Below are 24,456 nucleotides of genomic sequence, written 5' to 3' on the forward strand. Positions count from 1 at the left end.
GGTCGAGTCTAGCGGGTGGATGCCGGGACGGCAGGTCCGGGACGGTGGCGCCGTGGCGCCCGCTGCTGCGCCCGCGCGCGCTCAGCCCGCGGCGACCTCGGCCGTCTCGGCGGCGCGCGTCGAGCGGATCGGGTGACCCGTCGTCGTCAGGCAGCGGCCCGTCGCCAGGTCCCACTTCCAGTCGTGCAGCGAACAGGTCAGTACGCCGCCCTCGATCTTGCCGGTCTTGGTCAGGTCGGCGCGCAGGTGCGGGCACCGACGCTGCACGGTCCAGCCGTCGATCTCGGCATCCTCGGTCTGATCCGACTGCTCGGCGTACCAGTTCTCGACGTATTCGATGCGGTCGCGCGAGAGGCACTTGAGGAACGTGGTGAGGAACTCGTTGAACTTGCCGGAGCGACCGACCTCGAACTGCATCGACAGGAAGATCGAGTTCGACCAGTCGATCTCGTGGTCGCGGATGTTCGTCGACACCAGGTCGGCGGGGATCGTGTACCAGTAGATGCAGTCTTCGCCGGCGTACTCGCGCACCTTCGCCTTGGGGAAGTCCACGACCATGTCGAGCTCGCCGATGCGGAAGCGCACCGCTCCCCCGACGCCGTTGCGGATCGTGCGCGCGCGGCGGAGCAGCGGCTCCCACCATTCCTTGATCGCGGCCAGCATCTCGGCGGGCGGCAGGATCTCGGCGCGCGATGCCACCTCGGCAGCGACCTCGCTCTGGCGCGCATCGCGCTGCTCGGCCAGGTAGTTCCACTTGTCGCCGAAGACCCGGTCGATCTCGGCGTCGGTGTAGAGCGTCTGCGTCACGGTGACGTCGGACCCCCGCACCTCGACCTCGGCGCCGGGGAGGAACAGGTAGCCCTTCTGATCGGGGCGCTGCTGCTTCATGTGCGCGAGGAACTCCCACTGATCCGTGAAGATCGAGTCGTTCTCGAGGCCGGTGCCGTTGTAGCGGAAGAGCTCTTCGCGCAGGAACATCGGCGGGCCCGCCATGGGGAAGACGTGCTCGGCATCAACCTTCTCGATGTAGTACATTGCGCGCTTGTTCTGCGCGTCGCGCTTGAGCTGCGCGAAGTTCTCTTTCGCATCGAGCGGCAGGTCGTAGACCATGGGCCACCAGATGGCGCCCGACACCTGCGTGAAGTAGGCGTCGGGCTTGCCGAAGTGCATGAGTTTCTCGAGGTCGAGGGGATGCGAGTCGTTCTGGTTGAGGATCGACGCGGTTCCGTCGTCGACCGACAGCGACGAGTCGCCGATGGGGCCGTCGGAGGGGGCGCGCAGCGGCGTGATCATGAGCTTCAGATCGCCGTACTGCAGGGGGACGCCCGCTTCGGTGCGCACCAGGTTCGTGTACCCCAGGGCCACCAGGTCGCGCTCGAGGTCGTCGGTGGGGTACTCGGGCAGCAGCACGCGGATGTCCTTCGACACGTACCGCTCGAGCACCGCCGGGTCGAAGTGATCGCGGTGGCGGTGCGAGATGTAGAGGAAGTCCGCGGCGCCGTACCGCTCCCAGTCGAGCTGGCGGTTGTCGGGGAACGGGAACCACGAGCCGAAGAAGCTCGGACCGATGACCGGGTCGCAGATGATGCTGCCACCCGCGGTCTCGATGAACATGCCCGCGTGGCCGAGGCCGGTGATTCTCATGTCGCTCCTGTGTCGTTGGCGAACCTGACGAGTCTACGCGGGGGTGGCTGAACGGGTTCGGGGAGCCACGGCGGGTCGCTCGCGAGAACGGATGCCGGGGTGCCCGCGCTGCGCCCCGCGTCAGGGCCCCAGCAGCCCCCGGATGTCGTCGGCGTCGAGCGCGGCCGCGAAGGCGTCGTCGTCGTCGATCACGGCGTCGAACAGTGCCGCCTTGCGATGCTGCAGCGCCCGCACCTTCTCTTCGACCGTGCCCGCGGCGATGAGCCGGTAGACGAACACGCTCCGGGTCTGGCCGATGCGGTGGGCGCGATCGATGGCCTGCGACTCCGCGGCGGGGTTCCACCAGGGGTCGAGCACGAACACGTACTCGGCCTCGGTGAGGGTGAGCCCGAAACCCCCGGCCTTGAGGCTGATGAGGAACACCGGGGCGTCTCCCCCGCGGAAGCCCTCGATCACCTCGCCGCGGCGAGCCGTGCTGCCGTCGAGATGGGCGTAGGCCAGGCCCGCGGCATCCAATCGCGCGGCGGCCAGGTCGAGGAACGAGGTGAACTGGCTGAAGACCAGCGCCCGATGTCCCTCGGCGGCGACCTCGACGAGACGCTCCAGCAGCACGTCGAGCTTGGCCGAGCCCAGGTGCGCGTCGTGCTCGTCGACGAGGCCCGGGGCCAGCGCCAGCATGCGCAGCAGCGTCAGCGAACGGAAGACGATGAAGCGCTGCCGGTCGAGGTCGTCGAGCAGCCCGAGCACCTTCTGCCGCTCGCGCTGCAGCACCCGATCGTAGAGCTCCTGGTGCGCGGGCCCCAGGGCGACCGCGATCTCCTGCTCCTGCTTGGGCGGGAGATCGGAGGCCACGACGTCTTTCGTGCGGCGCAGGAGGAAGGGCCGCACGCGGCGGCGGAGACGGTCCAGCGTCTTCTCGCGGTGCGCGCCGGCCGCGGCGGCCGACAGCGCGGTGGGCGCGTCGGCGGGAAGTTGCTCGATCGCGCGCGTGTAGTCCTCGCGGAACTGCCGGATCGACGGGAACAGCCCGGGCGCGGTCAGCGCGAGCAGGGCCCAGAGATCGTCGAGGCCATTCTCGATGGGGGTGCCGGTCGCCGCGAACACCGCGTCGGTGCGCAGCGCCGCGATCGCGCGATGGATGCGGGTCGCCGGGTTCTTCACGAACTGCGCCTCGTCGAGCACGACCCCCGCCCAGTGCGGATCGGCGAACTCGTCGGCATCGGCGCGCACGACCCCGTACGGGGCGACCACGATGTCGACGTCGGCGGCGACCTCGGCGATGGTGCGGTCGCGACGGACGGCGGTGGCTTCGACGACGGCGACCCGCAGGCCGGGAGCGAACCGCGCGGCCTCGTCGCGCCACGTCGGCAGCACCGAGGTCGGGGCGACCACCAGCCACGGCCGCTCGTCGCCGAGGTTTTTCGCGTGGGCGATGAGGGCGAGCAGCTGCAGGGTCTTGCCGAGCCCCATGTCGTCGGCCAGGATTCCCCCCAGTCGATGCCGGTGCAGCAGGGCCAGCCACGACAGGCCCTCGCGCTGGTACGGGCGCAGCTCGGCGCGGAATCCGGGGGGCGTCGGCACCTGCGGCACGTCGGCGACGTCGCGCAGGGCGCGGGCGAGCCGGCGCCACTCGACCGCCGCCTCGGACTGGTCGGCGAGGTCTTCGAACTCCGCCCACAGCGACAGATGGGTGCGCGGCAGGCGCGGCCCGGCCTCCCATTCGTCGAGGGCCGCCGCCTCGTCGAGCAGATCGCGGAGCCGCTGCAGAGCGGGGTGCGCGAGCGAGAACCACGCGCCGTCGGAGAGCTTGATGCGCGTGCGCCCGCGGGAGAGAGCCGAGAACAGGGTGGCGAACGGGATCGTCCGGCCCTCGATCGTCACCACGATCCCCAGGTCGAACCAGTCGCGGTCGACGGACTCCACCGCCGTGATGCGCAGCGAGGGGTCGCCCCGGAGCTCGCGGAACGACGGTGCCGTGCCGGTCGTGCGCACCCGCACCTCGTCGAGCAGGTCGACGGCGGGGAGCACGCGCGAGACGAACACCGCCGCGTCGGCGTCGCGCAGCGTGGCGCGCGCCGTCACCGGCAGGTCGGATGCCGCCAGCCACGCCGTCTCGAATCGTTCGCCGATCTGCGCTTCGGCGCGGGGGTCGCGCTCGGGGTCGTCGGCCGTGGCGTCGTAGGCGACGCGGTGCGTGCCGGGGTACGCCCAGGTGAGGACGAAGGCCACGTCGTCGTCGACGTACGTCACGGCGACCTCGAGGGTCGGCCGCGGCGGCGGTGGGGCCGGAACCCCCGCCCCCACCGACAGCGGGGCGCGCCGGGCGAGACGGGGGTACATCTCGGCCAGGAACTCCGCCGCATCGGCCGATGACACCTCGACGACCCCGCCGCCGAGCAGGGCGGGCAGGGGCGCCGGTAGCTCGACGGCGGCGAGCACGATCGGCACCGGGTCGCGGTCGAGTTCGTAGGCGAACAGCCCCGCGGCGCCGAGGGCGCGCGCGTGGGCGGCGTCGACGCGCCGCTCGTCGATCTCGAGGTCGGCCGACACGCGCAGCGCTCCCCCGCCCACCGCGTCGAGCGCCACGCGCGCCGTGGCGGTGCGCGCGAGGCGGACGCTCTGCTGCGCATGCATCGGCACGATCGGGATGCCGAGCACCTCGGCACTGCGCAGGAGCGGCCACAGCAGGGGCGAGTCGGCGGCGTCGAGCGCGACCGTATCGCCGGACGGCGCGAAGGGGCCGGTGGTGCGCAGCGCCTGGGCCAGCGCGTGCAGTTCCGCGAACCAGCGCACGTGCGCCGGGTCGAAGCGTCCCGACGATCGGCGCACGGCATCCCAGGTGGCATCGGCGCGGATCCAGGCGTCGCGGGCTCCGCGCACGAGCGGACGTGCGACCAACTGCAGGTCGTCTTGGCGCTGGGCGAGCGAGCGCGGGGTCACCGGCACGACCGCGCGGGCCTCCCACCGCGCCGGGTCGTACGCCTCGCGCTGGCGCAGCTCGACGCCGAGGGCGAGCGGCTCGAACGCGGTCGTCTCGCCCGCGGGGACGAGGTCGCGCCACGAGGTCACGGGAGCATCCTGCCGGGAGCCTCCGACATCGGCGCGGGTGCGGGCGCCCGACGCGCGGACACCCGGGTCTCGGCATCCGGGAAACGACGCGACGCGACCGCCGACACCGGGTCGGGGCCGCGTCGGAACACGTCGAGAGGGGTCAGGACGAACGCGCGATGCGCGCCAGCACGCCGTGCACGAACGAGCCGGAGTCGTCGGTCGAGAACTCCTTGGCCAGCTCCACGGCCTCGTCGATGGCGACGGCCACGGGAACCTCGTCGTTGTAGAGGATCTCCCACGCGGCCATCCGCAGCAGGGCACGGTCGACGGCCGGCATGCGCTGGAGCGACCAGTCCTTCGAGAACGTGGTGATCTGCTCGTCGATGGCGTCGCGGTTGTCGATCACGCCGTCGACGATGTCGCGGGCGTACAGCCACGAGGCTTCACGCGCGGGCTCGGATGCCGCGCGCTTGGCCTCGGCGGCCAGCATGATCGCGAGCTCTTCGCCGCGCACGTCGGCCTGGAAAAGGATGTCGAGGGCGCGCTTGCGCGCCTTAGTCCTCGCGCTCATTTCGTCAGAACCACGGGGTCAGCTGATGCGACCGAGGTAGTCACCCGTGCGGGTGTCGACCTTGATCTTCGTGCCGGTCTCGAGGAACAGCGGAACCTGCATCTCGTAACCGGTCTCGACGGTGGCGGGCTTGGTGCCGGCCGACGAGCGGTCGCCCTGCAGGCCCGGCTCGGTGTAGGTGACCTCGAGGATGACCGACGGCGGCATCTCGACGTAGAGCGGGTTGCCGTTGTTCAGCGCGATCTGCACCTGCTGGTTCTCGAGCAGGAAGTTGGCCGCGTCGCCGACGGTGGCGGCTCCCACGGTGATCTGGTCGTAGTCGAGCACGTCCATGAAGACGAAGCCGTCACCGTCGTTGTAGAGGTAGGTGAAGTCGCGGCGGTCGACGTTCTCGGTCTCGATCTTCGCGCCGGCGTTGAACGTCTTGTCGACGACCTTGCCGCTCATGACGTTCTTGAGCTTGGTGCGGACGAACGCGCCGCCCTTGCCGGGCTTGACGTGCTGGAACTCCACGACGCTCCAGAGCTGACCGTCGATGTTCAGGACGACGCCGTTCTTGATGTCTGCGGTGGATGCCATGAGGTCGCTGTTCCGTTTCGTGTGAGGAGGGTCCGCGCTGTGGCGCGCACCCGGCGACCGAGTCTACGCGATGCCCCGACGCCGGTGCGATCCGCGCCCGGGCGCGGCGCGTCAGCCCTCGGCGCGTCCGGCGATGACGGGGATCAGCAGGTCGACCGCGCGCGCGTAGCCCGGGACGCCCTCGCCGATGACGTGCACGACGGCGACGTCTTCGATGTACGAGAAATGCCGGAACGCCTCTCGCTCTTTGATGTTCGAGATGTGCACCTCGGCGACGGGGAGGGCGACGGATGCCAGGGCGTCGCGCAGGGCGATGGAGGTGTGCGTGAGTCCTCCGGCGTTGATCACGATGCCGGCGCAGTCGAGGCGCGCGTCGTGGATCGCGTCGATCAGCACGCCCTCGTGATTGCTCTGCACGGCGCGCACCTCGAGCCCGTGACGCGCGGCGGCCTCGTCGACGACGCGTTCGACGTCGGCGAGCGTGTCACGACCGTAGATCTCGGGCTGCCGCGTGCCGAGCAGATTGAGGTTGGGGCCGTTGACGAGCAGCAGGCGGCGGGGCGTGGTCATGTCGGGCACGCTATCAGCGCCGCCCCTGCGCGGTGAGGCGCACCGGAGCGGTCCCGGCGCCATAGCCGGCGTAGGCGTCGACGCGCTCCACGAACTCGAAGAAGACCTCGCCGATCGTGCGCGTGTAGAAGTGCAGGTACTCGCCCGCATCGTCGCGGTCGTAGCCGAGGTGCAGGTCGCGCAGCTCGTCGACGGCGGCCTCCGACAGATCGAAGCGGGCGGCGATGTCGTCGTAGTAGTTGGCCGGCATCTCGAGCGGCGCGAAGCCGCGTTCGCGCGCCGCGCGGGCGACGTGGCGCACGTCGTCGCAGACGAAGGCGACGTGCTGCGGGAGTGCGGCTCCCGCGCGTTGCGAGGCCAGGATGGGCGGGGCGACGTTCAGGGGAAGGCGCACGGTGCTCCCCGGCGCGACCAGCACGCGGCTGGCGACGAGACCGCGGGGCCCCGGCACGTCGGTGCTGCTGTCGACGCGCAGCGCGAAACCCGCGGTGTAGAACAGCGTCGCCTCCTCGATCGCGTCCCAGGGCTGGCTGAGGCTGACGTGATCGACACCCGTGATGGCCGTCTCTCGCGCGGCCTCGCCGTGCTCGAACTCGCCCACCCACGCCGGGTCGCCCTCGTCGGCCGCTTGCGCCCAATACACCTCGGTGCCGTCGGGGGCGATGGCGCCGTCGAGGCGCTCCTCGGTGGCGTAGGTGCGGCGGTAGGCCCGCGGTACGCGCAGCTCGTCCATGCGCAGGTCGACCGCCTCGGCGTCGTCGACCTCGAGCCCGACGGCCGCGAGCCGGGGCTCCCAGCCCCGGGCGTGCTGCTCGTTGAGCACCACCCGCGCGTCGCCGGCGGTCCACAGGGTCACGGGCTTCGTGCGGTGGCGTCCGCGCGAGGTGAAGCCGAGCTGGCCGAGCAGCTCCTCGATCGCGGAGGTGTCCTCGGCCTTGACCTCGACGAAGTCGACGCCCGACGGGGCCGCCGAGTCGGGCAGCATCGACAGATCGCCGCGGTGGGTCGTGGCATCCGGGATCTCGCGGGCCACCGCGTCTTCGAGCCAGCGCAGCGACCGGCGGGCGTGCAGCGCCGTGCGGCGCGGGTCGGTCTGGCGGAACGTGTCGTTGAACACCTCGAGCGACCAGGGTCCGGTGTAGCCGGCCTCGACGATGCGCGCGGTGAACTCGGCGAGGTCGAACTCGCCCTCGCCGGGGAACAGACGGTGGTGGCGGCTCCACGAGAGCACGTCCATGCTCAGGCGCGGGGCGTCGGCGAGCTGGACGAAGAAGATCTTGTCGCCGGGGATCGCGGCGATCCCGGCGGGGTCGTGCCCGCGCGAGAGGATGTGGAACGAGTCGAGGCAGACGCCCACCGCGGGGTGGTCGGCCTGCTCGACGATGCGCCAGGCGCGCCGGTAGTCGTCGACGTAGCGGCCCCAGGCGAGGGCTTCGAACGCGATCCGGATGCCGTATCCCGCGGCCAGGTCGCCGAGGCGTCGCAGCTGGTCGGCGGAGACGGCGTCGTCGTCGATCGTGGCGGTGCCGACGTTGCTGCAGCAGAGCACGAGGTCCATACCGAGGCGGCGCATGAGCTGGAACTTGGCCTCGGCGCGGCGGAGCACCGCGGCGAACGCGGCCTCGTCGACGCCCTCCACGTCGCGCATCGGCTGGTAGAGGTCGAGGCTGAGGCCCAGGCGTCCGGCCAGTGCCGCGATCTCTTCGGGGCTCTCGGGGGCGGCGAGCAGGTCGGGTTCGAAGATCTCCACCCCGTCGAAACCGGCGTCGGCGCAGGCGTGCAGTTTGTCGGCGAGCGTTCCGCTGATGCAGACGGTCGCGATGGAGGTCCTCATGGCGGCCGAATGTACCATCTGGTACAAAGCGGGTCCACTAGTCTGACCGAATGGCCGAGGCACGTCGAGACGCCGAGCGCACCCGCGCCGAACTCCTCGCGGTGGCCACGGAGGTCTTCGCCGAAGACGGCTTCTCGGGAGCGCGGGTCGACGAGATCGCCGCACGCACGCGCACCACGAAGCGCATGATCTACTACTACTTCGGCGGCAAAGAGGGCCTGTACCGGGCCGTGCTCGAAGAGGCGTACCGCGGCATCCGCGAGGCGGAGCGGGCGATCGACGTCGATCACGCCGACCCCGTGGATGCCATCCGCGCGCTCGCCGAGCTGACCTTCGACCACCACGTCGGGCACGACGCCTTCATCCGTCTCGTCGCGATCGAGAACATCCACCGCGGCGAGTTCATCCGCCAGATCGAGGGGCTCCGCACCCTGTCGCAGCCGGCGAAGGGCCTGCTCGACGAGATCCTCGAGCGCGGGCGCACCGCGGGGGTCTTCCGCTCCGACGTCGACGCGATCGACGTGCACCTCGTCATCAGCTCGTACTGCGTGTTCCAGGTCGCCAACCGCTACACGTTCGGCCACCTCTTCGACGTCGATCTCACCTCGCCCGACCGGCGCTCGCACCTGCGCGCGGTCATCGGCGACGTGGTCGTCGGTTGGCTGACGGCCCCCGCGCGCTGACCGCGCTCCCGCTCGGCCCCCGCGCGCTGACCGCGCTCGGCCCCCTCCGCGGCCCAGACCCTCATTGAGTGTCCACGACATGCCGTGTCGGCCCTGGGGCGTGCGGCGTGTTTTGGACACTCGACTATCCGGGCGGGCCGCGCGTGCTGACCGCGCGCCGGGTGGGTCCCGCGCGCTGAGCGTGCGCCGGACAGGCCCCGCCCCCTCCCCTCGGCCCCCTCCCCGGCCCAGACCCCGTTGAGTGTCCACGACATGCCGTGTCGACCCTGGGGCGTGCGGCGTGTGTTGGACACTCGACTATCCGGGCGGGCCGCGCGTGCTGACCGCGCGCCGGGTGGGCCCCGTGCGCTGAGCGTGCGCCGGGTGGGCCCCGTGCGCTGGGCGTGCGCCGGGTGGGCCCCGCGCGCCGACCGCGCCCCCGCTCGGCCCCCTCCCCGGCCCAGACCACCGTTGAGTGTCCACGACATGCCGTGTCGGCCCGGCGGCGTGCGGCGTGTCCTGGACACTCGACGATCGCGATGGTCCGGGACGCCCGGGTCCCGGCCGCGGCGCCGTATCGAAGTCGTCGTTGACACGATGCGTTCGGCATGGTTTCCTCTGAACGTACCGGTTAGTACATAACCGGCTCGCGGAGACGAAGGAGTACCGTGATCGACGCGCACCCGTATCTCGTCGGCCTCATCGGCACGGGGGTCCTCCCCTCGTTGACGCCGCCGATGCACATGGCCGAGGCGCGCGCGCTCGGACTCACCTACGTCTACCGTCCGCTCGACCTCACCGCCCTCGGCATCGACCCCGAGCGCATCGGCGACGTGCTGGCGTGGGCCGAACGGCTCGGCTACGACGCCGTCAACGTCACCCACCCGTGCAAGCAGAGCGTGCTCGCGCACCTCGATCGCATCGACCCCGTCGCCGCCGCCCTCGGCGCGGTCAACACCGTGCTGTTCACCCCCACCGGACGCGTCGGATACAACACCGACACGACGGGTTTCGCCGCCGCCTTCACCGACGGACTCCCGGATGCCGCGACCGACCACGTCGTGCAGCTCGGCGCCGGCGGGGCCGGGTCGGCCGTCGCCGACGCCCTGCTGCGACTCGGGACGCGCCGGCTCACCGTCGTCGACCTCGACCCTGCCCGCGCCGCGGCCCTCGCCGACGACCTGGCGTCACGGCATCCGCTCGCCGTCGTCGACACCGCCGCGCCCGACCGGCTCGCCGACGTGCTCGCCGGCGCCGATGGCCTCGTGCACTGCACCCCCGTCGGAATGGCCGAGCACCCGGGGCTCCCCCTCGACGCCGCGCTCCTCCGCCCCGAGCTGTGGGTCGCCGACATCGTCTACCGCCCGCTCGACACCGAACTCCTCGTCACCGCGCGCGAGCGCGGCTGCCGCACACTCAGCGGCGGACGTATGGCGGTCCACCAGGCCGTCGACGCGTTCGCCCTCATCACGGGGACGCGACCCGACCCCGACCGCATGACCGCCCACTTCCTCGACCTCGTCACCACCGACAGCATCCCCGACACGACCGCCGACCCGGCCGTCGCCCGATAAGGAGCACACTCGCATGACCACCCCCGCAACGACGCGGAAGACTCCCGTGAAGGCGGCCACCGCCAGCTTCATGGGCAGCGCCGTCGAGTACTACGACTTCTTCCTGTTCGGCTCCGCCGCCGCCCTGATCTTCCCGACGGTCTTCTTCCCGTCGGGCGATCAGGCGGCGCTCGTGATGTCGTTCGCGACCTTCGGGTTCGCCTACATCGCGCGCCCCTTCGGCGCCGTCATCCTCGGCCACTTCGGCGACCGCATCGGGCGCCAGAAGGTGCTGATGTTCACCCTGCTGCTGATGGGCCTGTCGACCTTCATCATCGGCTGCCTCCCGGGCTTCGCCCAGATCGGGTGGTTCGCGCCCGCGCTGCTGGTGCTGTGCCGTCTCGCCCAGGGGCTGTCGGCCGCCGGCGAGCAGGCGGGGGCCTCGTCGCTCACGCTGGAGCACGCCCCCGACTCGCGCCGGTCGTTCTTCACGTCGTGGACGCTCACCGGCACCCAGGGCGGGCAGATCCTCGCCGCCCTCATCTTCATCCCGGTGGTCGCCCTGCCCGACGACATCAAGTTCTCGTGGGGCTGGCGCATCCCGTTCTGGCTGAGCGCCGTGGTCGTGGTCGTGGCGTTCTTCATCCGCCGGAGCCTTCACGAGACGCCCGAGTTCGAGCAGGCCAAGGCCGACGGGAAGATCGCGCGGATGCCGCTGGTGCCCCTGCTGAAGAACCACTGGCGCGACGTGCTCCGCGTGATCTTCTGCGCCTTCATCGCCGCGGTGTCCACCGTGTTCGGCACGCTCGCGATCGCCTACGGCAAAGAGGTCGGTCTCGCCGCCAGCGTGACGCTGTGGCTCGTCGTCGTCGCCAACGTCGTCGCGCTGTTCACCCAGCCGCTGTTCGGCAAGCTGGCCGACCGCATCGGCCGCAAGCCCGTCTTCATCTACGGCGCGCTGTCGTCGGCGGCGTTCATGCCGTTCTACATGCTGTCGATGGGCGCCGGGAACGACCTGCTCACCTTCGGCCTGGCGATCCTGACGTTCTCGTGCGGGTATGCCGCGGCCAACGCCGTGTGGCCCTCGTTCTACGGCGAGATGTTCAGCACCCGGGTGCGTTTCTCGGGCATGGCGATCGGTACGCAGCTCGGCTTCCTGATGGCCGGCTTCGCGCCGAGCATCGTCGCCGCTCTCGGTGGCGGCGGTGCGGGCGGCTGGGTCGTCATCAGCATCTTCACCGCGGTCATCGCGATCATTGCCTCGGTCAGCGCCCTGACCGCTCGAGAGACGAAGGACGTTCCCACCGACCAGCTGGGTCTGTCGTCGCGCGAGCGCGCGACCGTCTCGGTCTGACGCCCGACCTCGGCCCCGTCTCCCCCGGGAGGCGGGGCTTCGTCGTTCCCGCGCGCGGTCGTGGGTGCGGGGACGCGACGGGTGGGCCAGGCTTCGGCGGCCGTGTCAGCGCAACGAGCGGGTCATGGCGAGCTCGCGGCCGATCGACGTGGTGAACTCCTCGCCCGTCGCGACGAATCCCGCGCGACGATACGCGGCCTGCGCGCGTCCGTTGTCGACGTGCACGTCGAGCGACAGCGTCTCGAATCCCCGCGCCCGGGCCCAGTCGGCGGTGGCCTCGAGCAGAGCGTCGATGACCCCGGACCCGCGGTACGCCGGGTCGACGAAGACGCCGACGATCCCGGCGTGCGCCTGGGTCCGTCGACGGCCCGTGTGGTCGACGTCGCCGGCCCGGCGCACGAGCACCGTCGCCGATCCCGCCCACTCGCCCTCGGTCTCGACCACGAACATCGCGCCCGCGTCGCCGCCCGCGCCGCTCGCCGCGCGGGCATCCCAGAACGCGGGATCGCGCGCGATCTCTTGCTCGTAGCTGGTCAGGAACGCCAGGGCGGCGTTCGGATCACGGACGGCACGTAGCCGCAGTTCACGGACGCGCGCGCCCTCATCCGCGCGCACACGGCGCGCGGCGGGGGTCACGCACCGACCTCCTGGTAGGCCGCGAAGAGCAGTGACTCGTCGGGGGCCTGCAGCACGGTGGGCCGAGCGAGGTCGTCGAGCACGATGAAGCGCAGCATGCCGCCGCGGCTCTTCTTGTCGCGCTGCATCGTCGCCTTGAGCGTCTGGAAGGCCCCGGCACGGTACGACGTGGGAAGACCCAGTGACTCCAGCACCGAACGGTGACGCTGCGCCACGTCGTCGGGAAGACGGCCGGCCAGACGCGACAACTCGGCGGCGAACACCATGCCGACCGAGATCGCGGCACCGTGGCGCCAGCGGTAACGCTCGGCGTGCTCGATGGCGTGGCCCAGGGTGTGACCGTAGTTCAAGACCTCGCGAAGACCCGCCTCGCGCAGGTCTTCGCCGACGACGCGCGCCTTCATGTCGATCGCGAGCTCGATGCAGCGGCGGAATCCGTCGCCCCGCGGATCGACGATGTTCTCGGGGTCGGCCTCGATGAGGTCGAGGATCTCGGGATGCCAGATGAAACCGGCCTTGACCACCTCGGCGAACCCGGCGGTCGCCTCGTTGCGCGACAGGGTCTCGAGCAGGTCGAGGTCGCAGACGACCGCGACGGGCGGCCAGAAGGCGCCGACGAGGTTCTTGCCCTCGGCGGTGTTGATCCCGGTCTTGCCGCCCACGGCGGCGTCGACCATGCCGAGCACGGTGGTGGGCACCTGCACCAGCGCGACGCCGCGCAGCCAGGTCGCAGCGACGAAGCCCGCGAGGTCGGTCACCGCTCCACCGCCGAAGCCGATGACCGCGTCCGTGCGGGTGAAGTCCGCCTGCCCCATCACCTGCCAGCAGAACGCGGCCACTTCCACGCGCTTGCCCGCCTCGGCATCCGGGATCTCGGCGAGCAGCACCTCGCGATCGCCCACGAGCTGCGCCCGCAGCGCCTCGGCTTGAGCCGCGAGCGTCGGCGGGTGCACGATGAGCACCTTGCGGGCCGCCGGCGGCAGCTTCTCGCCGAGCGAGGCCAGCAGGCCGCGTCCGACGGTGATGTCGTAGCCGGGGTCGCCGGCGACGCTGATGGTGGTGGTGTCGGTCATGCCGTCTCTCCGGCCGGCACACGGCGTGCCCAGGCCACGATGTCGTCGACGACCCGCGCGAGCGGGCCCGACGACGTGTCGAACACGATGTCGGCGGCCTCTTCGTACACGGGCCGTCGTTCATCGAAGATGCGCTGCCACCGGGCCACGGGGTCTTCGCCGCCCAGCAGGGGTCGCTCGTCGCCGTGGATCCGCGACGCCACGACGTGCATCGCGACGGTGAGGAGCACGACGCGGTGCGCGTGGAGCCGCTCGCGGGTCACGGGGTCGAGCACCGCTCCCCCACCCAGCGCCACGACGCCGCCGCGGGCCAGTGCCTCGGCCACGGCGTCGCGCTCGAGCGCGCGGAAGTGGGCCTCTCCGTGCGCGAGGAACAGATCGCGGATCGGCCCGTGGTCGCGCACGACGATCTTGTCCGTGTCGGCGAAGGGCTCGCCGAGCGCGCGCGCCACGCGGCGCCCCACGCTCGTCTTGCCCGCTCCCATGGGGCCGATGAGCACGACGGCGGGGCCGTTCGCGTCGGCGCCGGTCGAGAGGCCGCCCGTCGCGTGCTCGGGCGCGACCTCAGGCGAGGTCATGCGCGAGCAGCGCGGCGTCGGACGCGTCGGTGGTGCGCAGCGTCTCGGGCAGGTGGGCCAGGTACGTCTCGAGGTTGCGTCGCGTCTCGGCGATGTTGTCGCCGCCGAACTTCTCGAGCACCGAGTCCGCGAGGGTGATCGCCACCATCGCCTCGGCCACGACACCCGATGCGGGCACGGCACAGACATCGGAACGCTGGTGGTGGGCGGCGGCGGTGTCACCGGTGGCCACATCGACCGTGCGCAGGGCCTTGGGGATGGTCGCGATCGGCTTCATGCCGGCGCGCACGCGCAGCACGGTGCCGGTCGACATGCCGCCCTCGGTGCCGCCCGCGCGGTCCGACGAGCGCGTGATGCCCTCGCCGGTGGCGAACAGCTCGTCGTGCGCCTGCGAGCCGCGGCGGGTGGTCGTGAGGAACCCGTCGCCGACCTCGACACCCTTGATCGCCTGGATGCTCATGATCGCCTGGGCGAGCTTGGCATCGAGGCGTCGGTCCCACTGCACGTGCGAGCCGAGTCCCGGGGGCAGGCCGTAGGCGAGCACCTCGACGACGCCGCCGAGCGTGTCGCCGTCCTTCTTCGCGGCGTCGACCTCGGCGACCATGGCGGCGCTCGTGTCGGCGTGGAAGCAACGCAGCGGATCGGCGTCGAGCAGGTCGACGTCGTCGGGGGTCGGCAGAGCGGCGTCGTCGGGAACGCGCACGGGGCCGATCGAGAGGGTGTGGCTGACGAGGCGGATGCCGAGCTCGCCGAGGAACGAGCGCGCGATCGCGCCGAGCGCCACGCGGGCGGCGGTCTCACGGGCCGACGCGCGCTCGAGGATCGGACGGGCCTCGTCGAAGCCGTACTTCTGCATGCCCACCAGGTCGGCGTGGCCCGGGCGCGGGCGCGTGAGGGCGGCACCGCGTCCGCGCGAGCGGTCCGACAGCTCGACGGGCTCGGGGCTCATCACCTCGGTCCACTTCGGCCACTCGGTGTTGCCGATGCGGAGCGCGATGGGGCTGCCGATGGTGAAACCGTGCACGATGCCCGTCGACAGCGACAGTTCGTCTTCTTCGAACTTCATGCGCGAGCCGCGGCCGTAGCCCAGTCGGCGTCGCGCCAGTTCGGCGCGGATCTGCGCGGACGAGACGGGAACGCCGGCGGGCATCCCCTCCATGAGGGCGATCAGTTCGGGGCCGTGGGATTCGCCGGCCGTGAGAACGCGAAGCATGGACCTAGTCTCCCATGAGCGCGGTGCGCATCGCGGCCAGGACGGCGTCCTCGCGATCCACGGGGAGCGAGGGGTCGCCCCCGACGAAGACGCGCACCTGCAGCAGCGCCTGGTGCAGCAGCATCGTCAGGCCGTCGTGGGCGGGTCGACCGGCGCGTTCCCACGCCTGTGCGAGCGGGGTGGGCCAGCCGCCGTAGACGACGTCGACGAGGGGTCCCGACGTGGATGCCAGGGCCTCGGCGAGGGGTCCGAGATCGGTGCCGCCGGGAAGAGCCGCGATCGTGGCATCCACGGGCTCCCCGTCCGAGGCGGCGTCGGCGAGGGCATGGACGCGTACGTCGATCCCCAGCTCCGGCCCGAGCGCGCGGAGCGAGGCGGCCGCCTCGACGCGCCGGGCGCGCACCTCGACGACGCCGGCGCCCGCTCGCGCCGCCGCGACGACGGCCGAGGTGGCGGTCGCTCCCGCACCGAGCACGCGGATCACGCCCGGCTCGCGAACCCCGAACTCGTCGAGCGCGCGCGCGAGCCCGCCCACGTCGGTGTTGAAGCCGCGCGGACCATCGGCGTCGAGCAGGTAGGTGTTCACCGCCCCGGTCCGTCGGGCGTCGTCGTCGAGCGAGACGGCACTGCGAGCGGCTACGTGCTTCAACGGCATCGTGAGCGAGAGGCCGCGCCAGTCGGCATCCAGTCTGCTCAGCGCAGCCGGGAAGCCCGCCTCGTCGACCCGTTCGCGGCCGTAGCGCCAGTCGAGTCCGAGCACCTCGTAGGCCGCCGCGTGCAGTCGGGGCGACCGCGAATGCGCGATCGGGTCGCCCCAGACGGCGAGGCGCGTGCGGTCGGTCAGCATCCGCCGTCGGGGTTCGCCGCGCACCACGCCTGCCACTGGGCGACGGCCTTCTCGTGCTCGCTGTAGGTCGAGGTGAAGACCGTCTCACCGGTGTCGAGGTTGACGGTCACGAAGTACAGCCACGGACCGTCGGCGGGCTTCATGGCCGCGTCGATCGCGAGGTCGCCGGGGTTCGCGATCGGACCGACGGGCAGGCCCGGGTACATGTACGTGTTCCACGGGTTGTCGGAGTTGCGCGCCTCGGTCGAGGTGCTCACCGAGCCGCTACCCATCTCGCCCGCGCCATACTGCACGGTGGAGTCCATCTCGAGCTTGCCGAACGTCTCTTGGTTCGTCGGCTGCAGACGGTTCTCGATCACGCGCGAGACCTTGTAGAAGTCCTCGCTGCTGCGCGCCTCGCGCTCGATGATCGAGGCGACGGTGAGGATGCGCTCCCGATCGGCCTCGGGCACCCCGGCGGCGTCGAGCGACTGGATCGTGCGCTGCACCATGCGCGTGATGGCGTCTTTCGCGGTGACGCCCTCGTCGAAGTCGTACGTGGCGGGGAAGATCCAGCCCTCGAGGGTGCCGGCGGGCACGCCGTACTGCGAGGGATCGGCGGCCGCGGCGGTGAGCTCCTCGCGCGGGATGCCGATCTGCTCCGAGATCAGGTCGAGCGACTGGTTGAGGGTGAGCCCCTCGCGCAGCTGCACGGAGTTGTCGAGACGGTTCGCCGGGTCGCGGAGCGCCGTGAGCACGGCCTCGGACGTCATCTGCTGCTGGAGCTGGTAGATGCCCGGCTGGAACGTGAAGACGACGGAGTTGTCGAGCATGTACTTGTACAGCGAGTTCGAGGCCTTGGTGATCCCCGCGTCGAAGAGCTTCGGCGAGACCGACTCGCCGGTGTCACCCGCGACGATCGTGATGCGGGCTTCGCCTGTCGCCTGACCGGCGTCGAACTCGATCGGCTCGCTCGTGCCGAAGAACGCCTGCACGCGCGTGCCGTAGGTGTTCCACAGCGCGAAACCTCCACCGACGATGCCGGCGAGGAGGAGAAGGACCACGCCGAGGGCGATCCAGCCGCCGATGCGACGGCGCTTCTTCGGCGGACGCGGCGGCGGGGAGCCGATGTCGTGCGTGGTGGTCTCGCCGGTGAAGAGCTCCTCGAGCGATCCGGATGCCACCGGCCCCCGCGACGCGGACGCGGCCGACGCACCGACGCCGGCGCCGACGAGAGCGGGCTCGCGGTCGCGCGACGGCTCGGTCGTCCGGGGCGTCTCGGCACGGCGAGCGGCGTCGGGACGCCGGGCGGCGGGGACGTCGGTCGACGCGCGGCGCGGCGACTCGGCGGAACGCGGGGTGGCGGCGGGGGCATCGGCGCGTCGGGCGGCGTCGAAGCGCCGTGTGACGGGGGGCTCGGCCGCCGCGGTCGGGCGGGGAGCCTCGGCGCGAGGCGCGGAGACGTCATCGCGCGCAGCGGCCACGGCCGGCCGGGGAGCCGGAGCGTCGCCGGCGGCCGGGCGTGACGCGTCGTCGCCGACGGCGGATCGCGGGGCGTCCACGGGACGCGCGGCGGCGTCGGGAGCGCCCGCGGCGGGCGCGGGGGACGACGGCGTGGCGGTGTCCCCGACGGTCGAATCGCCCTGCGCGGGGGTTTCCGACACGTTCGAGTCCGCCGCCGAGGTGGCGGTGGGACCGGTCGCGGCGCGGCGGGCCTCGCGGGCGGCGCGGCGCGGCGAGAGGGTCTCTCCCTCGGCACCGTCCGGCGTCGAGGCGGCAGATGGGCGTGCGCCCGTGCGCGGGTCGGGAAGGCGCCCGTACAGATCAGCGAACGGATCGTTCTCGGGAGGCTGGTTCTCGGGCATGTCAGGCGGGCTCCTGTCCCGGTGAGACGGTGGGTCCGGCCGGCTCGCCGGACTGTCGCTCCACGTCGAGCGCCTGCTGCAGCAGCACCACGGCGGCGACTTGATCCACAATGCTACGAGACGCTCGCTGGGAACGGCCTGCCTCTCGCAGGACGCCGTGCGCCGACACCGTGCTCAGACGCTCGTCGACCAGGCGCACCGGCATCGGCAACGCCTCGGCGAGGGCGACGGCGAACGCGCGGGCGTCGGTCGTCGACGGGGTGTCGTCGCCCCGGAGGTTCAGCGGCAGGCCGACCAGCACCTCGAACGCCTCGTACTCCGCCGCGAGCTCGACGATCCGCCGCACCGGCTCACCCTTTCGCGGCACGGTCTCGACGGGCACGGCGAGCACGCCGTCGGGGTCCGAGCGGGCTACGCCCACCCGGGCGCGCCCGACGTCGATCCCCAGGCGGATACCGCGCCGGAATCCCGTCACGCGGCGGTCGCCCGCACGTCGGTCACGATGCCCTCGAGCGCCGTCGGCAAGGCCGCGGCATCCGTTCCGCCGCCCTGGGCGACGTCGGGGCGTCCGCCACCCCCACCGCCGAGCACGCCCGCGGCGTTCTTGGCGAGGGCACCCGCGGCGAGGCCGCGCTCGCGCGCGCCCTCGTTGGTGACGACGACCACCGTGGCGCGCCCGCCGGCGACAGAGGCCAGGGCCACGACGGCGGGGTCGGAGCCGAGTCGGTCGCGCACCTGCAGGGCGAGCGAGCGCACATCGTCGGCCGAGGCGCCCTCGCCGAGGCTCTGGGCGACGACCCGCACGGCGCCGACCGCGACGGCCGACTCGACGAGCTGCGGCAGACGCCCGCTCAGGGCCTGAGCCTCGAACGCGGCGATCTTCTTCTCGGCGGCCTTGAGGCTGGCCGCGAGGTCGGCGATGCGGGTGGTGAGCTGTTCGCGCGGCGTCTTGAGGCTCGAGCTCAGCTGCGACACGATCGCCCGCTCGGCGGCGAGATCGCGGAACGCGTCGAGCCCGACGAGCGCCTCGACGCGGCGGTTGGAGGCACCGACGGACTGCTCCCCCACCAGGTTGACCAGGCCGATCTCGGAGCTGCGGGCGACGTGCGTGCCACCGCAGAGCTCGCGCGACCACGGTCCGCCGACGTCGACCATGCGCACCGTGTCGCCGTACTTCTCACCGAACAGCGCCATGGCACCCGCGGCCTTCGCCTCGTCGAGCGACATCACGCGCGTGGTGACCTCGAGGTTGTCGCGGACGGCGTTGTTGGCGATGTCCTCGATCTCGGTGCGCGTCTCGGGAGACAGCGCGGCGCCCCAGCTGAAGTCGAAGCGCATGTAGCCCGCGCGGTTGAGCGAACCGGTCTGCGTGGCGCTCTTGCCGAGCGTGTCGCGGATCGCGGCGTGCACGAGGTGGGTGGCGGTGTGCGCCTGCTGCGCCGAGTGGCGGTTGAGGGCGTCGACGACGGTCGTGGCGCGGGCGCCCACCGACACCTCGCCGGTGCTGACCTCGACGGTGTGGCTGACGAGGCCCGGAACGGGACGCTGCACGTCGAGCACCTCGAGCTCGTACCCGGGGCCGACGATCACGCCCTTGTCGGCGACCTGGCCACCCGACTCGGCGTACAGCGCGGTCTCGGCGGTGATGATCTCGGCGATCTGTCCCTCGGCGGCGCGGTCGGTGCCGCGGCCGTCGATCAGGATGCCGAGCACCGTCGACTCCGTCTGCAGCTCGGTGTAGCCGGTGAACACCGTCTCGCCGAGCGCGCGGAACTCGCGATAGGCGCTCTGGTCGGCAATGGTGCCCTTGCGGGCACGGGCATCGGCCTTGGCGCGGGTGCGCTGCTCGAGCATGAGCTCGTCGAAAGCGGCGCGGTCGACGGACAGGCCGGCTTCTTCGGCGATCTCGAGCGTCAGGTCGATCGGGAAGCCGTAGGTGTCGTGCAGCAGGAAGGCCTCCGAGCCCGACAGCGTCGTGCCCCCGTCGTTCTTCGCCTCGACGACGGACTGATCGAGGATGGCCGAACCCGCGGCCAGCGTGCGCAGGAAGGTCTGCTCCTCGGCGATCGCGTAGGCCGAGAGGCGCGCGTAATCGGTGCCGACCTCGGGGTAGGACTCCTTCATCGCATCGCGCGAGGCGGCGAACAGCTCGGGGAAGGTCGCACCCTCGACGCCCAGCAGGCGCATCGAGCGGATGGCGCGGCGCATGATGCGGCGCAGGATGTACCCGCGGCCCTCGTTCGAGGGCGTGACACCGTCGGCGAGCAGCATGAGCGAGGAACGCACGTGGTCGGCGACGATGCGCAGGCGCACGTCGTCTTCGTGCGACTCGTGGCCGTAGGCCTTGCCGGCCAGCTTCGCCGCCAGGTCGAGCACGGGGCGCACCTGGTCGGTCTCGTACATGTTGTCGACACCCTGCTTGAGGAACGCGATGCGCTCCAGGCCCATGCCGGTGTCGATGTTCTTGGCGGGGAGCTCGCCGACGATGTCGAAGTCGTACTTCGAGCGCACGTTGGTGATCTCGTACTGCATGAACACGAGGTTCCAGATCTCGACGTAGCGGTCGTCGTCGGTGGCGGGGCCGCCGTCGATGCCGTACGCGGGTCCACGGTCGAAGAAGATCTCGGAGCAGGGACCGGCGGGACCGGGAAGACCGGTCGACCAGTAGTTCGTGTCCTTGCCCAGGCGCTGGATGCGCTCCTCGGGCAGGTCGGTGAGCGAGCGCCACAGATCGTGCGCCTCGTCGTCTTCTTCGTAGACGGTGACCCACAGGTCTTTCGCGTCGAAGCCCAGGCCGCCCTCGGATTCGGGCGAGGTCAGCAGTTCCCAGGCGAAGCGGATCGCGTCTTCTTTGAAGTAGTCGCCGAAGGACCAGTTGCCGAGCATCTGGAAGAACGTCCCGTGGCGGGGGGTCTTGCCGACCTCTTCGATGTCGTTGGTGCGGATGCACTTCTGCACGTCGGCGGCCCGGGGGTACGGCGGCGGAACGACACCGCTGAGGTACGGGATGAACGGCACCATGCCCGCCACGGTGAAGAGCAGGGCCGGGTCGTCGGTGACGAGCGAGGCCGACGGGACGATCGTGTGATTCTTCTTCTCGAAGAAGTCGAGGAAGCGCTGGGCGATCTCGGCGGTTTTCATGGCGGGTCTTTCCGTGCGCGTGAGGTATCGGCCCCGCCACGCGGAACCCGATGCCGGGGAGGTCAGTCGGAGGGCGAAGCGGCTTTCTTGGCGGCTGCTGCGGCGTCGTCGACGGCGTCCGCTGTCTTGTCGACCGCCGAGGAGGCCACGCTCTTGACGTCGTCGATGATCTCCGACAGACGCGTCTCCTGCTGGCGGTACGCGTCGCTCATGTGATCGGTGAACTCGCCGATGCGCGAGTCGAGCTGGGCGAGGACTTCCTGCCCGCGGGGGTCCTTGTTGACCATGTGGGCGGCGACGAATCCGCCGACGATGCCCAGGGCGAACCAGACGAGGCTTCTCACGATCACCACTTCTTCCTCGATACGACGCCGCGGTCGCGGCATCCCTCATCGTAGGCGACCACCCCTGTCCGCCGCGAAAGAGGGATCGATGGATGCCGTGCCCGCCGGCATCCGAGGGCGATCGGGCGGTGAGCGGGGAGCGCGTTCGGAACGAAAGAAGGGCGCCGGGAGAACCCGGCGCCCTTCAGCTCGCTGAGATCAGCGGGCGGCGTAGTACTCGACGACGAGCTGCACGTCACACGTGACGGGCACCTCGGCGCGCTTGGGGCGACGGAGCAGGCGAGCCTGCAGCGTCGCCAGGTCGACCTCGATGTAGCCCGGAACGGGGGGCAGCACTTCGGCGTGCCCACCGGCGGCGGCGACCTGGAAGGGCTCGAGGCCCTCGCTCTTGGTCTTGACGTGGATCATCTGGTTCGGCTTGACGCGGAACGACGGGCGGTCCACGAGCTGGCCATCGACCATGATGTGGCGGTGCACGACGAGCTGGCGAGCCTGCGCGGTGGTGCGGGCGAAGCCCGCGCGCACGACGAGGGCGTCCAGACGCATTTCGAGCAGCTCGACCAGGTTCTCACCGGTCAGGCCGTCGGTGCGGCGGGCCTCGTTGAACGCGATGCGCAGCTGCTTCTCGCGGATGCCGTACTGCTCGCGCAGACGCTGCTTCTCGCGCAGACGAACGGCGTAGTCGCTGTCGGCCTTGCGCTTGGTGCGACCGTGCTCACCCGGAGCGTAGGGACGCTTCTCGAGGTAGCGGGCGGCCTTGGGGGTGAGCGCGATGCCGAGGGCTCGCGACAGACGCACCTTACGGCGGTCCTGAGACTTCGTGGTCACGAAGTGCTCCTTCCGATGACGCGGCCGCGCCTTTCGCGGCTCGCGGGCGTATCGCCCCCTTCCGCCCGATCCGAAGCGCACGCCGGGGCGCACCGGAAGGTGATCACTGGAAGGAGGGGATGCCCGAAAACCCTGTTTCGAGCCGGTTCATGCTATCAGAGCACTCGGCGAGAGCCCTGCGCGGGTGTCACTGCCCGTCGAGGATGCGGCGGATCTTCTCGAGCCGTGCCGAGACATCGCGCTCGGTGCCGTGGTTCGTGGGCTCGTAGTAACGCTTGCCCCGCAGCTCGTCGGGGAGGTACTGCTGCGTCACGATGCCGATCTCGCTGTCGTGGGCGTACTTGTAGCCCTTGCCGTGGCCCAGGCGCTTGGCGCCCGGGTAGTGGGCGTCGCGCAGGTGCATCGGGACGCGTCCGAAACCGCCGGCGCGCACATCGGCGATCGCCGCATTGATGGCGTTGTACGCGGCGTTGGACTTGGCTGTGGTCGCGAGGTACACGGTCGCCTCGGCGAGCGGGATGCGCCCTTCGGGCATGCCGATGAACGCCACGGCGTCGGCCGCGGCGACGGCGATCTGCAGGGCCTGCGGGTCGGCCATGCCGATGTCTTCGGCGGCCGAGATGACGAGGCGTCGGGCGATGAAGCGCGGGTCCTCCCCCGCTTCGATCATGCGGGCGAGGTAGTGGATCGCGGCGTCGGGGTCGGAGCCGCGCACCGACTTGATGAACGCGCTGATCACGTCGTAGTGCTCGTCGCCCTGACGGTCGTATCTCAGTAGAGCGCGGTCGACGGCTTGGGCGATGTGGTCGGCGGTGATGACCGGCAGATCGTCGGCGGGACGCGAGGGGTCGTCTGCCCCGGCATCCGATTCGTCGTCGTCGTCATCGTCATCGTCATCGCCGTCGTCGTGACGGGTGGCCACCGGCGCGGCGACGCCGCCGTCGTCACCGGCGACCGCGGCGGCGGCCTCGAGGGCGGTCAACGCGCGACGTGCGTCGCCCGATGCCAGGCGCACCAGCGTGGCGCGGGCCTCGTCGTCGAGCACGACGCGCCCCGCGAGTCCGCGCGGGTCGGTCACCGCCCGATCGACGAGGGCGCCGAGGTCGTCGTCGCCCAGGGGGCGCAGCGTCAGCAGAAGGGAGCGCGAGAGCAGCGGGGAGATCACCGAGAACGAGGGGTTCTCGGTCGTCGCGGCGATGAGCACGACCCACCCGTTCTCGACTCCCGGCAGCAGGGCGTCCTGCTGGGCCTTCGTGAACCGGTGGATCTCGTCGAGGAAGAGGATGGTCGACTGCCCATACAGGTCGCGTTGCGTCAGCGCCTCTTGCATGACCTCCCGAACGTCCTTCACTCCCGCGGTGATCGCCGACAGCTCGACGAAACGACGCCCCGACGAGCGCGCGATGGCCTGCGCCAGCGTGGTCTTGCCCGTTCCGGGAGGACCCCAGAGGATGACCGACACCGCCGAGACGGATGCCGAGGAGTCGGTGGTCGCGAGGGTGACCAGCGGAGAGCCGGGGCGCAGCAGGTGACCCTGGCCGGCGACCTCATCGAGGCTGACGGGTCGCATTCGCACCGCGAGCGGGGTTGAGCCCTGGAAGAGGGCGGAGGCACGGGTCACTGCTCCAGGCTAACCGGGGCCTCCGACACCGGAGCGAGCAGCGGTCCCCGCCGCTCTCGTCGGAGGCCGCCGGACGACCGCCGGCACCTCGGTCCGTGGGGCCCGTGCGTAGGATCGAGGCGTCCGAGCGCGAGGAGGTCGATGTGGCGACGCGGGGGAAAGACCGTCAGACACGGGAGCAGCGCGAGCGCGCGCGGGTCTACCAGGCGCGCCTCGAGCTGCACGAACGCCAGGGGCGTCGGCGTCGCCGCGACACCGTGATCGGCGTCGTCGTCGGACTTGCGGTCATCCTCGGTGCCGGGGCCGCTCAGACGTTCTACTTCGTCGCGGGTCCGGGCGCACCCGTGCCCGCCGTCACCGATGCGCCGACCCCGGCGCCGACGGCCGTTCCCGAGACGCCCGCACCGGTGCCGACGGAGTGAGCCGGGGCGGCATCCTGTTCCGTGGGTGCGGCCCGTACTAGGCTCGGAGAGTCCTACTCCCCCAGGCGGTTCTGCCGCGATGAGGTGCTAC

Annotated in this window: 21 protein-coding genes; 4 read left to right on the forward strand and 17 right to left on the reverse strand. The window is 71.4% G+C overall.

Annotation, left to right across the window (positions count from 1 at the left end):
• Positions 1 to 81: 81 nt before the first annotated feature.
• The 6 genes from IFU40_RS05325 to IFU40_RS05350 all read right to left on the reverse strand — a co-directional run bounded on the left by IFU40_RS05325 (position 82) and on the right by IFU40_RS05350 (position 8,249).
• Entirely contained in the window at positions 82 to 1,644 is a 1,563-nt protein-coding gene (locus IFU40_RS05325) for a Rieske 2Fe-2S domain-containing protein (protein WP_191925647.1), read from the reverse strand.
• Between the two features lie 120 nt (positions 1,645 to 1,764).
• Positions 1,765 to 4,713 (reverse strand): SNF2-related protein, encoded by a 2,949-nt coding sequence (locus IFU40_RS17020; RefSeq protein WP_191925648.1) that lies wholly within the window; start codon positions 4,711 to 4,713, stop codon positions 1,765 to 1,767.
• Positions 4,714 to 4,855: 142 nt separating this feature from the next.
• Positions 4,856 to 5,266 carry a transcription antitermination factor NusB gene (gene nusB, locus IFU40_RS05335; protein ID WP_055837367.1) on the reverse strand — a complete coding sequence of 137 codons (411 nt, stop codon included), beginning with the start codon at positions 5,264 to 5,266 and terminating at the stop codon, positions 4,856 to 4,858.
• An 18-nt stretch (positions 5,267 to 5,284) separates the two neighbouring features.
• Positions 5,285 to 5,845, reverse strand: coding sequence for an elongation factor P (efp, locus tag IFU40_RS05340; protein WP_055837365.1), 561 nt, complete (start codon positions 5,843 to 5,845; stop codon positions 5,285 to 5,287).
• Between the two features lie 111 nt (positions 5,846 to 5,956).
• Positions 5,957 to 6,415, reverse strand: a complete 459-nt coding sequence (locus IFU40_RS05345; RefSeq protein WP_070408004.1) for a type II 3-dehydroquinate dehydratase — start codon at positions 6,413 to 6,415, stop codon at positions 5,957 to 5,959.
• A 13-nt stretch (positions 6,416 to 6,428) separates the two neighbouring features.
• Complete coding sequence (locus IFU40_RS05350) at positions 6,429 to 8,249, reverse strand: bifunctional sugar phosphate isomerase/epimerase/4-hydroxyphenylpyruvate dioxygenase family protein (RefSeq protein ID WP_191925649.1); 1,821 nt, start codon at positions 8,247 to 8,249, stop codon at positions 6,429 to 6,431.
• A gap of 50 nt (positions 8,250 to 8,299) precedes the next feature.
• Between IFU40_RS05350 and IFU40_RS05355 the strand changes: the two genes are divergently transcribed.
• The 3 genes from IFU40_RS05355 to IFU40_RS05365 all read left to right on the forward strand — a co-directional run bounded on the left by IFU40_RS05355 (position 8,300) and on the right by IFU40_RS05365 (position 11,818).
• Positions 8,300 to 8,932, forward strand: coding sequence for a TetR/AcrR family transcriptional regulator (locus IFU40_RS05355; RefSeq protein ID WP_191925650.1), 633 nt, complete (start codon positions 8,300 to 8,302; stop codon positions 8,930 to 8,932).
• Positions 8,933 to 9,579: 647 nt separating this feature from the next.
• Positions 9,580 to 10,485, forward strand: a complete 906-nt coding sequence (locus IFU40_RS05360; protein WP_191925651.1) for a shikimate dehydrogenase — start codon at positions 9,580 to 9,582, stop codon at positions 10,483 to 10,485.
• Between the two features lie 13 nt (positions 10,486 to 10,498).
• Positions 10,499 to 11,818 carry an MFS transporter gene (locus IFU40_RS05365; RefSeq protein ID WP_055837349.1) on the forward strand — a complete coding sequence of 440 codons (1,320 nt, stop codon included), beginning with the start codon at positions 10,499 to 10,501 and terminating at the stop codon, positions 11,816 to 11,818.
• 105 nt (positions 11,819 to 11,923) lie between these two features.
• On the opposite strand, the gene IFU40_RS05370 is transcribed toward IFU40_RS05365, so the two are convergent.
• From IFU40_RS05370 to IFU40_RS05420, 11 genes are all read right to left on the reverse strand, one after another.
• Positions 11,924 to 12,454, reverse strand: a complete 531-nt coding sequence (locus tag IFU40_RS05370; RefSeq protein WP_191925652.1) for a GNAT family N-acetyltransferase — start codon at positions 12,452 to 12,454, stop codon at positions 11,924 to 11,926.
• Positions 12,451 to 13,527 (reverse strand): 3-dehydroquinate synthase, encoded by a 1,077-nt coding sequence (gene aroB / locus IFU40_RS05375; protein ID WP_191925653.1) that lies wholly within the window; start codon positions 13,525 to 13,527, stop codon positions 12,451 to 12,453. The genes IFU40_RS05370 and aroB overlap by 4 nt, the downstream gene beginning before the upstream one ends.
• Positions 13,524 to 14,012: a shikimate kinase gene (locus IFU40_RS05380; RefSeq protein WP_055837939.1), complete on the reverse strand. Its 489-nt coding sequence runs from the start codon at positions 14,010 to 14,012 to the stop codon at positions 13,524 to 13,526. The genes aroB and IFU40_RS05380 overlap by 4 nt, the downstream gene beginning before the upstream one ends.
• Positions 14,013 to 14,091: 79 nt before the next feature.
• A complete protein-coding gene (gene aroC / locus IFU40_RS05385; RefSeq protein WP_191925654.1) occupies positions 14,092 to 15,318 on the reverse strand; it encodes a chorismate synthase in 1,227 nt (408 codons plus the stop codon).
• A gap of 4 nt (positions 15,319 to 15,322) precedes the next feature.
• Complete coding sequence (locus tag IFU40_RS05390) at positions 15,323 to 16,165, reverse strand: shikimate dehydrogenase family protein (RefSeq protein ID WP_191925655.1); 843 nt, start codon at positions 16,163 to 16,165, stop codon at positions 15,323 to 15,325.
• On the reverse strand, positions 16,159 to 18,009 hold the full coding sequence (gene mltG, locus IFU40_RS05395) for an endolytic transglycosylase MltG (RefSeq protein ID WP_191925656.1): 1,851 nt from the start codon (positions 18,007 to 18,009) through the stop codon (positions 16,159 to 16,161). The genes IFU40_RS05390 and mltG overlap by 7 nt, the downstream gene beginning before the upstream one ends.
• 1 nt (position 18,010) lies before the next feature.
• Positions 18,011 to 18,484, reverse strand: coding sequence for a Holliday junction resolvase RuvX (gene ruvX, locus IFU40_RS05400; RefSeq protein ID WP_191915106.1), 474 nt, complete (start codon positions 18,482 to 18,484; stop codon positions 18,011 to 18,013).
• Positions 18,481 to 21,150, reverse strand: coding sequence for an alanine--tRNA ligase (gene alaS, locus IFU40_RS05405; RefSeq protein ID WP_191925657.1), 2,670 nt, complete (start codon positions 21,148 to 21,150; stop codon positions 18,481 to 18,483). The genes ruvX and alaS overlap by 4 nt, the downstream gene beginning before the upstream one ends.
• Positions 21,151 to 21,212: 62 nt before the next feature.
• Positions 21,213 to 21,494, reverse strand: coding sequence for an ATPase (locus tag IFU40_RS05410; RefSeq protein WP_258027510.1), 282 nt, complete (start codon positions 21,492 to 21,494; stop codon positions 21,213 to 21,215).
• A gap of 198 nt (positions 21,495 to 21,692) precedes the next feature.
• A complete protein-coding gene (gene rpsD / locus IFU40_RS05415; RefSeq protein ID WP_055837326.1) occupies positions 21,693 to 22,322 on the reverse strand; it encodes a 30S ribosomal protein S4 in 630 nt (209 codons plus the stop codon).
• 187 nt (positions 22,323 to 22,509) lie between these two features.
• A complete protein-coding gene (locus IFU40_RS05420) occupies positions 22,510 to 23,943 on the reverse strand; it encodes an AAA family ATPase (protein WP_191925658.1) in 1,434 nt (477 codons plus the stop codon).
• A gap of 143 nt (positions 23,944 to 24,086) precedes the next feature.
• On the opposite strand from IFU40_RS05420, the gene IFU40_RS05425 reads away from it, so the two are divergent.
• Positions 24,087 to 24,365: a dioxygenase gene (locus IFU40_RS05425; RefSeq protein WP_070409792.1), complete on the forward strand. Its 279-nt coding sequence runs from the start codon at positions 24,087 to 24,089 to the stop codon at positions 24,363 to 24,365.
• Positions 24,366 to 24,456: the final 91 nt, after the last annotated feature.

This window comes from Microbacterium sp. CFBP 13617 (assembly GCF_014839445.1).
Lineage (GTDB): Bacteria > Actinomycetota > Actinomycetes > Actinomycetales > Microbacteriaceae > Microbacterium.